This window comes from Salinimicrobium gaetbulicola (assembly GCF_042676025.1).
Taxonomy (GTDB): Bacteria; Bacteroidota; Bacteroidia; order Flavobacteriales; family Flavobacteriaceae; genus Salinimicrobium; species Salinimicrobium gaetbulicola.
Genome location: NZ_JBHTJP010000032.1, coordinates 1,454,482 through 1,467,683, shown reverse-complemented (window position 1 = coordinate 1,467,683; position 13,202 = coordinate 1,454,482). Strand labels below are relative to the sequence as shown.

Annotated in this window: 14 protein-coding genes; all 14 read right to left on the bottom strand. The window is 37.5% G+C overall.

The genetic code is table 11. The features are described 5' to 3' along the window. Window positions 1–75 precede the first annotated feature (75 nt). A complete protein-coding gene (locus ACFQ1G_RS08185; RefSeq protein WP_380738388.1) occupies window positions 76–585 on the bottom strand; it encodes a TPM domain-containing protein in 510 nt (169 codons plus the stop codon). 160 nt (window positions 586–745) lie between these two features. Continuing rightward, window positions 746–1,318 carry a hypothetical protein gene (locus tag ACFQ1G_RS08180; RefSeq protein ID WP_380738386.1) on the bottom strand — a complete coding sequence of 191 codons (573 nt, stop codon included), beginning with the start codon at window positions 1,316–1,318 and terminating at the stop codon, window positions 746–748. 161 nt (window positions 1,319–1,479) lie between these two features. Continuing rightward, entirely contained in the window at window positions 1,480–2,457 is a 978-nt protein-coding gene (locus ACFQ1G_RS08175) for an alpha/beta hydrolase family protein (RefSeq protein ID WP_380738384.1), read from the bottom strand. Window positions 2,458–2,626: 169 nt separating this feature from the next. Continuing rightward, a complete protein-coding gene (locus tag ACFQ1G_RS08170; protein ID WP_380738382.1) occupies window positions 2,627–3,241 on the bottom strand; it encodes a DUF4339 domain-containing protein in 615 nt (204 codons plus the stop codon). A gap of 156 nt (window positions 3,242–3,397) precedes the next feature. Beyond that, on the bottom strand, window positions 3,398–3,691 hold the full coding sequence (locus ACFQ1G_RS08165) for a hypothetical protein (RefSeq protein ID WP_380738381.1): 294 nt from the start codon (window positions 3,689–3,691) through the stop codon (window positions 3,398–3,400). A 321-nt stretch (window positions 3,692–4,012) separates the two neighbouring features. Beyond that, window positions 4,013–4,495 (bottom strand): hypothetical protein, encoded by a 483-nt coding sequence (locus tag ACFQ1G_RS08160; protein WP_380738379.1) that lies wholly within the window; start codon window positions 4,493–4,495, stop codon window positions 4,013–4,015. A 209-nt stretch (window positions 4,496–4,704) separates the two neighbouring features. Further along, window positions 4,705–4,995, bottom strand: coding sequence for a hypothetical protein (locus tag ACFQ1G_RS08155; protein WP_380738377.1), 291 nt, complete (start codon window positions 4,993–4,995; stop codon window positions 4,705–4,707). 253 nt (window positions 4,996–5,248) lie between these two features. Then, window positions 5,249–5,686, bottom strand: a complete 438-nt coding sequence (locus ACFQ1G_RS08150) for an RDD family protein (RefSeq protein ID WP_380738375.1) — start codon at window positions 5,684–5,686, stop codon at window positions 5,249–5,251. A 185-nt stretch (window positions 5,687–5,871) separates the two neighbouring features. After that, window positions 5,872–6,588 carry a hypothetical protein gene (locus ACFQ1G_RS08145; protein WP_380738373.1) on the bottom strand — a complete coding sequence of 239 codons (717 nt, stop codon included), beginning with the start codon at window positions 6,586–6,588 and terminating at the stop codon, window positions 5,872–5,874. 160 nt (window positions 6,589–6,748) lie between these two features. After that, a complete protein-coding gene (locus tag ACFQ1G_RS08140) occupies window positions 6,749–7,117 on the bottom strand; it encodes a hypothetical protein (protein ID WP_380738371.1) in 369 nt (122 codons plus the stop codon). A gap of 180 nt (window positions 7,118–7,297) precedes the next feature. Next, on the bottom strand, window positions 7,298–7,708 hold the full coding sequence (locus ACFQ1G_RS08135; RefSeq protein ID WP_380738369.1) for a hypothetical protein: 411 nt from the start codon (window positions 7,706–7,708) through the stop codon (window positions 7,298–7,300). A gap of 177 nt (window positions 7,709–7,885) precedes the next feature. Then, entirely contained in the window at window positions 7,886–9,061 is a 1,176-nt protein-coding gene (locus tag ACFQ1G_RS08130; protein ID WP_380738367.1) for a tyrosine-type recombinase/integrase, read from the bottom strand. A gap of 65 nt (window positions 9,062–9,126) precedes the next feature. After that, complete coding sequence (locus ACFQ1G_RS08125) at window positions 9,127–9,765, bottom strand: polysaccharide deacetylase family protein (protein WP_380738365.1); 639 nt, start codon at window positions 9,763–9,765, stop codon at window positions 9,127–9,129. Window positions 9,766–9,809: 44 nt separating this feature from the next. Then, complete coding sequence (locus tag ACFQ1G_RS08120) at window positions 9,810–13,079, bottom strand: protein O-mannosyl-transferase family (RefSeq protein WP_380738363.1); 3,270 nt, start codon at window positions 13,077–13,079, stop codon at window positions 9,810–9,812. Window positions 13,080–13,202: the final 123 nt, after the last annotated feature.

Here is a 13,202-nt window from a genome sequence, read left to right as displayed (position 1 = left end):
TTTAAAGGTAGTCAAAAATGCCATTTTAGAGGTTTGCCGCTATTTGCTCGTTAACCGATGTTGTACACAGTACTTTTATTTCCATTTTTTTAATAATTCTAATATTCCATTTTCAATGCCTTTATAAAAGTTCCCATTTTCAAATTCAGGAATAATAATTTCGTTAATTACTTTTTCTCTATCCTCTTGAGGAATAATCTTGTCAGTTTTTTTATCCGCTCCTATACTAACCTCTTTCATCGATTTGCTAAAGACTATCCATAATCCGCCGTTACTAAATGCTGTTCCAATTTCCCATTCTTTATCTAATTCTTTGCTATAAGGAGAGGTTACTACTACAATTTTTTTTGAAGTACTTGAATAAAGTTTAGTCAAATAATTTTCAAGTTTTTCATTCTGTTCTTTAGTAAATAACTTTTCCAAATCATTCACATAAGTATCTGGTTTAACCTCCACATTTTCTGGCATATCAGAAAAGTCAAATTCGATTGCAGGTGGTTGTATTTTTCCATCAGATTTTTTAGAGTCTTTACAAGCAATTAAGCTCAGTATTAAGATTCCAATTATTAGTTTTTGGATTTTCATTTATGGTTTTCGGTATTGTGTACAACGTCTCCGGTTAACGCAAGTAGCGGACCTGGGAAACGTAATTTATTGGTTAAGTTATCCTTTTAAAGGTACTCAAAAATGTCATTTTAGATGGTCTGCAGCTATTTGCTCGTTAACCGATGTTGTACGCAGTTTTCTAGAACTCCTTTTCTATCTTATCTAAATAGTCAGCATAAAATTTTATTCCTAACTCTGCAAGTTCTGTTGGGTTATCAGGATTTTTTACTTTTTCACCTCTATGGTAATTTGGGATGTCATATAACAGATTATTGTTAAAGAAGGATATAGCTTTTACAAATCCCGGTGAAAACTCAAAAATTATTGGATCTCCTTTATATTCTTCAATTACTCCGTTTTTAATTACCATTTTCTCTATATAACCTCCCGACGGATTTACAAAGTTACCTGTTACGGAAGATTTCCCTTTCTTTGTTATTTCTTGAATCGAATGAACATCAGCATCTCTTGCGTTCTTTAAGTACTTTAATAGCGGGTCTTTTCTTCTAAGGTTTTTAAACTTTCCTTGCCAGGGCATAAATTTATTTTTAAATCCTTGACATTCGCGCTCGGCTTTAATCCACGTCTTTTCTAGATAATGTAAAAAGTCTTTCCAAAGTTCCTCATATTCATCTAGAGAATCGGAATTCTTAATTTTTTCTACAGTCTGTTTGGCTCTTTCTAATTCGTCTCTGGACTGTTTCAACTTCATTTATGCTGATTTAGTTTAAAATTGCGTACAACGCTCCCGGTTAACTAAAGTGGCGAGTAGGGAAGACATCACTTTCCGTGGAGACGAATATTTGTTATGGAAATAAATGTAGGAATTTATCTCTCAAAAAAGCCATTTTTGATAACCGATGTTGTACACCGTTATTTCCCGTGATACTCCATATTAGGTAATGATTCACCATTTTTTAAATATCGATCAAACCAAGTTATTACCTGGTCGGTAACTTCTTTTTTGTGTTCAGAAATTCCATGGTCACCACCTTCGAATATGATTAGTCTATATGGAATTCTATGTTTTTCAAATTCCAAAGCTAGATTTAAACTTTGTTCTGGTTTTACTCTCCAGTCAGAATTTCCATGCAACATTAGAATCGGAACATTTTTTGGAAACTTATCAACCCATTTAATAGCAGATCTTTTTTCTAATTCAGCCTCTTTATTTTCTTGGTAATTTGGAATTAGTTCTACCAAAACATTTGTTTCCATCTCAGGTCTATCTTCGATAGTACTAAAACTATTTGAAACTGCTCCACCAACTACTGCAGCCTTTATTTTATCCATTTTAGTTAAAGCAATATAAGTCATCATTCCACCACGACTCCATCCATACATTCCTATTTTATCAGTATCTGCTGATTCTATTTCTTTTAATACCTCGGGTAGAATAGTTATATCGTTGACTTCTTTTCCTCCAAATTCTTCTTTTCCTTCACCACCCACATTTCCTCTATACTGACTAGCAATTACAACATAGCCTTCTTTTGCAATTCGACCGAGTGTAATTGCCCCGTGGGCGATTGCTAAAGCACCAAAATTTCGATTTCCACCTCGATTAAAAATTACAGAAGGATATTTTCCTTTTTTCTTTGGCTTGACTAAAAGTCCTTTTACTTTTAAACCATCACTTAAATATGTAATAGAATAAATGTCAATTTCATCTAAATATTTAAAATCCTCTTTCCATTCTATTTTACCATTAACTTCTTCTGTTAGTCTTGGATAGATTGGGTATTTAGATAAGTCAGAAATTAAATCTTGTCTTAAAAGTAGTTTGTCATTTTCCTGAGATTGACCACTATTAAATATCAATAAAAATGCTAATAATTGGATGTATTTCATATTCTAAATAATGGTGTACAACGTTCCCGGTTAACAAAAGTGGCGTGTAGGGAAGAAATCACTTTCAGGCGTAACGGGTTTTTCTAATGGAAATAAATGTAGGAAAATATCTCTCAAAAAAGCCATTTTAGTTAACCGTTGTTGCCACCAGTTTAACTGTACTATTTTTTTAGGAAGAGTATTTTCTAACCCATCGAATACCTTTTATCAAATAGAAAATTAAAATTAAGATTAAAAAGGATGCAATAACCGTATATAAAGAAAACTGAAAACTTTCTTCTAGTAATTCTTCAACTACAATTTCTCTTACCTCTTCCTTACCTGAATCACTAATTTCCATAAATCCAGAGGATCTTCCATATTGTCCGTTTGATGACACTTCATTAAATTGAAATTGATTTGGTTTATAACCAAGAACTTCGTGTGTGTCACTAAAATTTATGTCTTTATTAAAGAATTTATAGGAGAATAAATTGTTGTAAAATCCGAATCCAATAAAAAATATGGTTCCTATGATAAATGATGCTATCAATATTCTAAAAATGCTAATAATTTGATTAGCTAATTTTGATTTTATTGAAGTGGATTTCTTGTTGTTTAAATTTACCTCAGGAGGCAACTCATTTCGAAGAAATTTTAAATCATTTACATTTTTTAATTCTGTCCAATCATCTAGTTCTTTATTCCAAATTAAAGTAGTTCTACTTAAATTAAGTTTTCTCAAATCTTCTTTGGAATATGGACCTTCTTGAGTTTGATTTAGTAAAACATAGTATTCACTCATAATTTCATAAAATTGGTGGCAACGTCTCCGGTTAACGCAAGTAGCGGATCTGGGAAACGTATTTTGTCGGTTAAGTTATCTTTTTAAAGGTAGTCAAAAATGTCATTTTAGAGGTCTGCCGCTATTTGGTCGTTAACCGATGTTGGGCACAGTTATTTATAATCTAATTCTCTTAATAATCCGAGTTGAATCTTTTGAAAGTTGAACTGGAATTCGGTTATTGATTGTCCATTTAGTTGTGATTGAGTCTACAATTAGCTCATAGTATTTCTCTTCAAAAGCTCCTATGAATTCGCTTTTTGATATAGTTGAAATTGTATCATTAGTAATTTTTGAACTAACGTTTAATGAACCGTCAGGATATTCATATTTGGCAGCAAGAATGCTCAAATTTTGGTTTTTACATTTGTCTTTCAAGTAAACAATTGAATCCGTTAAATCGACTTTCATAATATTAAGTTCTGTTGCTAGACAAGAGTCTTTAAAAGTTATTGAAGAATCACTATTAGAAACAGTTATCCATCCTAATGATTTTGACTCCGTTCTATCTTGTTTATTGCAAGAAATGAGAGAAATTAAGATTATCAGAAATATTGGTCTCATGAGGTAGTTATAATTGTGCCCAACGTCTCCGGTTAACGCAAGTAGCGAAGTAGGGGAACACGAATTAGTCTGGTTAAGTTATCGTTTTAAAGGTAGTCAAAAATGTCATTTTTGAACGGTTCTCCGCTATTTGCTCGTTAACCGATGTTACCTGCAGTTTTTTCTTTCTTAAAAATTCGGAATCCTTTCAGGAATTCTACTGATTAGATTCCTTGCTTCATTGTCAGATACATTTAAAGATATTTCTTTCCTTTTACCATTTCTTAAATGGATTGTCAGCTGACTTTTATTGGTCGGAAAATAAAGTTCCCAAAGAGTATGAAATGCCAACATGTATCCGTCATAAGTCTTTCTTTCAAAGAATCTCGACTGAATTTCGGAAAGTGGAATTTCATAATCATCCTTTATCGTTCCTGAAAGTTTTGAAATACTAACTTTCATTTTCTCAGCGGTTAATTCTATTATGGTTTCTTCATGAATTAATAACTCAATAAATACTGAAAAGGCTATAGCTGCAGCAAAAACTAAAAGTCCTGTCGAATTGTCCATCAATCCATAAAGCAAGAGCAGTCCGCTCAAAATGGCGGCAAAACCAATTCTATAAACCCTTCGTCCTTTTGATTCCAATTTGTATGTATCGTTTGTTTTCAAATTGCAGGTAACGTCTCCGGTTAACGCAAGTAGCGGTTTTGGGAAACGCCAAATTTGTCGGTTAAGTTATCTTTTTAAAGGTAGTCAAAAATGTCATTTTCGAAGGATCTAAGCTATTTGCTCGTTAACCGCTGTTGTGAGCTGGCTTAATTTATACGATTTCACGTCTTTTTAAACTTCTTTTTAATTTGAATATTTATAGTGAAACATTAAATATCAGTGGATTTGTAAATGAGATAAATTATTCCAATTACAGTTATTATCCAACTGAATTCATTTAGTGGTTTTCTTAGTATTAAATATGAAATTAAAACTATTAAACCTAGGATTGGGATTAGAAGTAGGAGAGCTAAACCACCCATATTTGCACTACCAGGAAGATTTAAAGAAAATCTCCAAGCCTTTATTAATGCAATAGTTGTTGCTATTAAAATCGCCGCAATATTTAATCCGCGATTATTTATAATTCTTAGGAATTCTCTTTTTCTATCCGATTTCAACGTTTTGAAATATTTTAATTAAATCATTTTTATTAAGGTTTTCTTCTATAGAAACGAAATTTTTCAAAATTAAGCTTGCTTACAACGTCTCCGGTTAACAAAAGTGGCGAGTAGGGAAGATGTCACTTTCCGTGGAGACGAGTTTTGGTTATGGAAATAAATGTAGGAAATTATCCCTCATAAAAGCCATTTTAGTTAACCGTTGTTGCCTGCAGGCTTTTCTCCGTTTGATTTAATAAGTTCTTATCCGTGTTTAATCAAACCTTTTGACAACATAAGTATTGGTCAGTTTGTCGTACAAATTCTGATTTTTTTTATCCCACAGAATCCAGATGTTAGGTATAATTAAATATCCCAAAAGGTTTTTTAAACATTCGCGTATTGCCCCTTCATCGGCTTTTTTATAATCTTCTCCTGTTTCTGCCGAAATAACTTTTAATCCAAAAATCTTATGGCCTAAATTTCCAGTGAAGAATGGATAAAATATTGCTCCCAAGAACAGGCCTTGAAGAATAGAAATTAAAATATCAATCAAGTCGGTGTCAGAGGAAAATATTGCTGCGATCGGAATACCTATGAACTTATAAACTATAATCAGTAGAATGAAAAGTAAAACTCCTTGAGTAATTGCAGCAAAAAGTCGGTCGCCTTTTGAGGCTAATTCATAGTTAAAGACTCGGTTATTCTTCATTTAAATCAAAAGCTTAGTTTTTTATCAGTTTTTAGCTTGCAGGCAACGTCTCCGGTTAACGCAAGTAGCGGACCTGGGAAACGATAATTTGTCGGTTAAGTTATCTTTTTAAAGGTAGTCAAAAATGTCATTTTTCGATGGTCTGCCGCTATTTGCTCGTTAACCGATGTTAGGCACAGTATTTTTTAATATTTGTCCTTTTCAGATATTTTCAAATTTGTTAACGAAATTAGATAATCACAAGCATTATAAAAGTTCCCTTTACCGGGTGACCAAACACTTACAACCCTATAATCCGTTTGATTAACACCTTCCATAATCCATTCGGAACCATCTGTTCCAATTGAACTACGACCTAATTCCATTTTCCAAAAATCCGCTTTTGCAACAAGTTGAGTAAATTTGGTCCATTCTTTTTCGGTTAATATTTTCAGTTGCTCAATTTCTATTTTTCCAGGTTCATAACCACCAGCTCCACTTAATACTTTCCAGTACAGAATATATCTGTCATTTATCTTTTCAAATCTAAAAGTCATTGGTTTGTCAAATGTTCTCAACCAAGTAAATCGATAAATTTCTTTGTCAATTTTTCTGTTAAACAACAAAGGTTCTTTCATTGCGTGAAGATGATTTGAGTACCAATTCACTACAAATTCATCATAAGTTCCTTCTTTAACTTTGCTTTCTATTTTCGTTCCCTTATCAGTTTTGATCCAATCCAGTTCAACTTCAGGAAACATTTCTTTTGGGAAATAAGGTTGTTTTAAATCAGTCGGAACATTTAGGCTATCAACTTTGATTGATGAGTCAGTAAATTTATCAATCGATTGACTATATCCGATTTGAGTCAGTAATAATGTCAAAAATCCAATTAATAGTATCTGTCGCAAAGTTTTGTTCATATTGTGCCTAACGTCTCCGGTTAACGCAAGTAGCGGACCTGGGAAACGGGAATTTGTCGGTTAAGTTATCTTTTTAAAGGTAGTCAAAAATGTTATTTTAGATGGTCTGCCGCTATTTGCTCGTTAACCGATGTTGTAGTACGTTTTTTATTTATTCATATTAATTACTACATTGAATCTTTCTACACAAATCAATGACTTTAGCAGGAACAAATTCTTCAAATTCCTCGTTTGTAATATTATGTCCAAAATTAGTTGAAGCAGATATTAAGTAGTTTTCGTTTTCACAATTAAAAGTTATATAACTTCTTATTTCTTTTGATTTACCTTCAGAAATCAATGCTATTTCTCCATTGTCCAGTTTATATGCGTACCAAGTATTAGTATAAACTCCGCCGACAGGTTCGGTGAATAAAAAAATTCTATTCGAAGTTTCCACTTTTAAGACAGTCTTATTTTCTTGTCCGAGAATACAGTTAGAGAAGAATAATAAAGTCATAAGTGTTATATAATTAACTATATTATTCATAGTTCAATATTAGATTTTGTTGAATTCAAAATGTACTACAACGTCTACGGTTAACGCAAGTAGCGGAGTTGGAAAACGCGAGTTGTCCGGGTTAAGTTATCGTTTTAAAGGTAGTTAAAAATGTCATTTTAAAACGGTTCTCCGCTATTTGCTCGTTAACCGATGTTGTACACAGGCTTTTTACTGGGTTATATATTCAAAAATGATTTTTGAGTTTACAGATTCGGATTCTGCTTTTTGCTGGAAAATCTCTAACCTTTTATTGTACTGGATTGTCAAGGTGTCAAAGCTTTTCCATTCAAAACTCACGTCTTCAGGTTTTATAAATCCGGCACTGGCGACAAATATCGGTTCGGGTTCTATATTTCGATTGTAATTACAGTCCGTTGCGTAAATATGGATTGAACTGTTCGCAGTGGCATTTCCAGTCATTTGGGTCATTTTCACTTTCCTCAAACCTTCATAATCGCATTCTGTTCTTAATTCCGTCTCCGTTGGTTCATCAAAAATGTCAAAATTTGCCATAAAAATTATATAACCGAAAATGGCTAAAAATCCGACAATTAAAATTCCAAAAAGTAAATTTCTCATCAATTTATATGAGTTCGTTTAGCTTGTGTACAACACCTTATATGTCAACTTATAGTTCTTTTTATAAACTCTGGTTAGGGGATAACAGAACTTTTTGAAGTCTGCCCCCGCTACATCATATAAGGCTTACTAATATAAGTTAAAATTTTTAACAAAAATCACCCCCGCTTATTAATTTCAGGAGCCCTCAAATGGTAATGACTTGCCCTGTTGGCTGTTCGCTTTTCTCAATTCCCTTACCGTTACGTCTAACGGACTGGTTATTTGCATGAGGTCCTTTCTGGAAACGTGAGTGTAGATCATCGTGGTTTCCGGTTTGGAATGCCCCAGTAAGGCTTGTATGTATCTTATATCGATCCCGTTTTCCAGCATATGTGTAGCATAAGAATGCCGAAGACTATGAGGAGTCACTTTCTTTATTATCCCTGCTCTCCTGCAGGAATCCTTTAAGAACGCACGAATGCTTTCAGCATGATACTTTTCCCCGTTTCTGCCCTCGGTAAAATATTCCTTGGGCGTGTAGGTTACCATATAATTCTGTAATAAAGGCAGGATACTTTCAGCCATGACCACCACCCGGTCCTTTCGGCCTTTGGAATTCTTAATGAAGATCTGCCGGCGCTCCACATCAAGATCTCGCAGCCTGAGGTTTATTAATTCTCCAATTCTAAGACCTGAAGAATATATGATTGCCAGAATGGCTCTATGCTTCAGGTTGCGCGTTACTGTTAAAAGCCTTACCACTTCCTCTTTGGAAAGTACCGATGGTAAATATTTACTCTTAGAAGGTCTTCTTAGTTCAAGTGAGTCTATTTGTATTTCTGGATGGAGCTCTAAAAAATGCTTGATGGCACTCATACATTGGCGGTGGGTACTGATCGCGTAGTTTTTTGATGCTATTTTCTGTTCTACAAAAAGCTCCAGGTCTCGCATTACTAATTCATTTAAAGGTTTGTCTCCAATAAAAGCCACCAGCTTGAGAATAAAGTAGTAATACGTGCGCACACTGCTTTCACTCAGGCGTTGTCCCTTTAGATAGGCCACATATTTGTGTAAAGTTTTCCTTTGCTCTTTATTAAAATCAGTAGCCGAAAGTGAACTCTCTTGTTTGATTTTCGAAGTAAAGTTTTCCAGAGCACTGTAATCCACATAATAATCCTGCGCCCTTAGCCTGTTAAAAAGCAGTTTCTTCTGCTCGGTTGAAAAAGGAGTGTAGAAATAATTGTGCTTGTGAGACCAGTAAACCTCTTTCATTGAGCTTAGCAGCTTCTGAAGATGAGGATCAAATGAATATTTTATGGCGATATATTCTTTTTCACCACGGAGGATGGGGACGAGTAAAACTTTTTTCATGTGTCTGATTTTGAGGTAAATATAACTCAAAACCGTCCTCGAAAATGTGCGTTTATTCCTGCTTATCAGGGAAGGGCTCTAAAGGCGTATTCCCGCTCCTTAAAGTGTTCCAGCACCCTTGGTAAGGTAAATTTCAAATTCTTTTCAGCTTTAATACTGTCGTGAAAAACGACAATACTTCCCGAAACAGAGTTTTCAAGCACATTTTGCAGGCATTTTTCTTCGGAAAGATTCTGGTTGTAGTCTTCACTGATTATATCCCACATCACGATCTTAAATCCGTGTTTTCGCAACAGCCGGGCCTGCTTCTCTCTGATCTTACCATACGGAGGCCTGAAAAGCTGATCTTTTAGAGCTTCTTCGGAAGTTGACTCTTCCATTTGGTGCTGGGCTTGAAGGCTGTTTTCCAGGTATTTTTGTGAAGAGGTCTTCCAGCCGTTGAGGTGGTTGAAAGTATGATTTCCCACGGCATGGCCTTCGGCAACCACCTGCCTGAACACTTCGGGGTGTTTCCTTACATTATCGCCAATACAGAAAAAGGTGGCCTTGGCATCATATTTCCGAAGCTCCTCCAGTACCCACGGGGTCACCTGGGGAATGGGACCGTCGTCAAATGTGAGGTACAGACTCTTTCCGTTCTTGGGGCCATCCCAAATGCGTGAGGGATAGACCTTCTTTACCAGCTTCGGGATCTTTACTTTCATGGTAATACAAAAAAGTCCGCCTGGTGAGAAGCGGACTTTCGGTTTTAGTTGATCGTGTCTATGACTTCCTCCGGAATTTGTTCCTGCAGTAATTCAGATTCTACTTCTTCAGGAGCCTGGGAACTTCCGTAGAAATGCTCAAAGAGCATCAGGTATTGGTTGAATTCTTCAGCTTTTTCTTGTGCCAGTTCCTCCTGGTCATTGATGATCACCAGGTCAACCAGGCTTCTGTAGCGTTCAATATCTGTAATGATCTCGCTGCCCAGTCTATATTGACGTTCTACGTCAAAGGTGCTGTACCACCTCAGGTTCTCCTGGTATTTACGCGCTACCTGCTCCCAGAGTTCACGGGCTTTTTCGGTTTCACCAACTTCATAGTATCCCGAGATATAAGGTTCTAAAAGGGTATAATAACCATAATATTCTACCGGCATTTTTTCCATAGCCAGGTCGAGGACATTTTTGGCCTTTTCAAGCTTTCCTTCCTGGATTAATACCTCCACAAGCCTCGCAAGGTTGCTTCGGTAGGTGATCGCGTTCTTGCGGGTCTCAGGATCATGATAGATCTCTGAGCTTCCGGAATTGCCCCAATACCAGTTCATCGCGATGTCATACATCTTTTCTGAATCGAGTCGGCCCATATCAAAGGGATTATTCCTGTTCACCGGAGTTCTAATTGGTACCAGTTTGTAGGCGACACCGTCCAGCTGAAGGTAATCTTTCATCCAAAGGTAATCGTCATCACCGAAGCTTCCGCCGGTGAAATAGATTGGGCGTTTCCAGTCGTTGTTGGCAATGATATCCAGCATCAACAGGCGATTCTTGTAAAGAATATCCCCCGAGATCTCAATATCAATGTGATCTACAACCTTATCAGCATCTTCCTCATCTACGATTCCGTATTCCAGTACATTCCGCTTGTCAACAGGGATCCTGATGTTCTTGGTAGGGAAGGTGCTCACGCTTTGACCGCTCATAAGCTCGGCCTTGGTGCGAGGATCACTGCTGCCTATCCAGTTCAGGAAGTTCTTGATCATCATGGTGTCCTGGGTAATGGGCTGGAACCAGACCGCATCGTTCGTGCCATAACTGTATTGCTCGTGTACCAGTTGCCCCGGGATAGGTTCACTTTCCCATGCCTGCGATTTCATTTGGTCTATGTACCAGTCGGTCGCGAAAAGGCTGGTGTTGACGATCCTTACATCTCTTCGGTAACCCTCAATTTGCTGGGCATACCAAAGTGCGAAAGTGTCATTGTCACCAATGGTGAATAGGATCGCGTCCTCATCAAGGCTGTCCAGGTACATTTTTGCCATGGCCAGCGCGGTATAACGATCTGACCGGTCGTGGTCATCCCAGTTTTCCGAAGCCAGCAAAGTTGGCACAGCCAGTAAGCTTACGGCTATTACTACGGGAGCGGCTAATTTTGGTTTCAGGTAATCCTTCAGAATATCGAACAGGGCGTACACTCCAAAGCCTATCCAGATGGCGAACACGTAGAAGGAACCTACCAAAGCGTAGTCTCTTTCTCTAGGTTCGAAAGGTCGCTCGTTGAGGTATAGTTTCAATGCGATCCCTGTAAAGAGGAAGAACACCAGTAAAACCCAGAAATTCTTCTTGTCTTTTGAAAAGTGGAAGACCAATCCTAATAGTCCCAGCAATAATGGAAGGAAATAATAGGTGTTCCTGGCTTTGTTGTTCTTCACGTCGCTTGGCAGATTGTCCTGTGATCCCAGTCTCGCCTCGTCAATAAAGTCTATTCCGCTTAACCAGTTTCCGTGGAGATCATCTGTCTTACCCTGGATGTCGTCTTGTCTTCCCGTGAAATTCCACATGAAGTAGCGCCAGTACATATAGCCTAACTGGTACTCGAAAAAATAATTGATGTTAGACCCAAAAGATGGTTTTTCAACATTCAGGTATTCCCTGAACTGCTTTAAAAAGGCATCATATTGCTGATTGTCGATCTCCCCGCGGTTGTATTTCTGTTTAAAATTGTTGACGGCCGCGATCAACTGCTCCTGTCCCTGGTATTCAGATTTGATAGTGAATTCCAGCGGGCCGGTGTATTCCATGTAATTGGCAGCGTGTTCTGTGCTCCACATCCTTGGCAGTATCGCCTTGTGGGCATCATCTGTATTTTGACGGGCGTTCTTGTAATCATTTACGATCACGTATTTTCCGGCCTCTTCGTCCTTTTCATACTTCGGCTTATCGTCAAGGTACGGGTTGTCCTCATCCAGTCCGCTGTACATTTCGGTGAATTGCGGGCCAAAGAACAAATGTGTTTCAGGATATTGCTCCCGGTTGTAATAGGCCAGCAGTTCGCGGGCATTATTGGGATTGTTCTCATTGATGACCGTATTGGCGTTGGCACGAATAGGGAGCATCATCCAGCTGGAGAATCCTATAAAAATGAACAGGATACACAACAATAAGGTGTTCAGCTGGTAGAATTTTTTTCTGCGGGTATATTTTATTCCGAAGTAAAAAGCTGCGATCACCACCAGGGCGCTAAAGATAGTTCCCGAATGGAATGGCATTCCCAGGGAATTCACAAAGAAAACTTCGGTAGCCGAAAAGATGCTGAGTGAGTAGGGCAACAGCATTTTAAAAATGAACATGAGCACCGCGACCACTACCAGGTTGGCAATGATGAAATTCTTCACGGTGATCTTCGAAAAATTCTTGAAATAGTAAAGGAAACCTATGGCCGGAATGGTCAAAAGTCCCATGAAGTGCACCCCAAAGGATAGCCCGACAATGAAAGAAATGAGGATCACCCAGCGGTTTCCGCGGGGGGCGAACATGTCACGTTCCCAACGTAATCCTAAATAGAACAGGATAGACATGATACATGCCGCCATGGCATATACCTCGGCTTCCACAGCGTTGAACCAGAAACTGTCTGTAAAGGTAAAAGCAAGGGCTCCCACCAAACCACTTCCAAGCACAGCCATCTTTTTGCCTGTAGTAAGCGTATCCTCTGGCCCGGCAACCTTCAGCACGAGGATCGTGATAGACCAGAACATGAAAAGAATGGTAAAGGCACTTGCAAAGACTGACATCATGTTGACCATGAGGGCTACCTGTGTCGCATCATTCGCGAAAATGGAGAAGAACGCGCCCATCATTTGATAGAGTGGGGCTCCCGGCGGGTGACCCACCTCCAGTTTTGAGGAGGTTGAAATGTATTCCCCCGCATCCCAGAAACTCGCGGTAGGTTCAACGGTAAGCCAGTAAGTGGTTAGGGCTATAAGAAAAACTAACCAGCCTAGAATCTTGTTCCACCTGGTAAAGTTAAGATCTGTCATAAGATTTGAATTGTGAACTGAGGCGAATTTAAGAATAAATATAGAATGCTCACCAGAACGCTTTTTAAAACATGAATATTTCAATCATTCTGTAAATTTTTTTTTCCGCGGAAGGATCTTCTT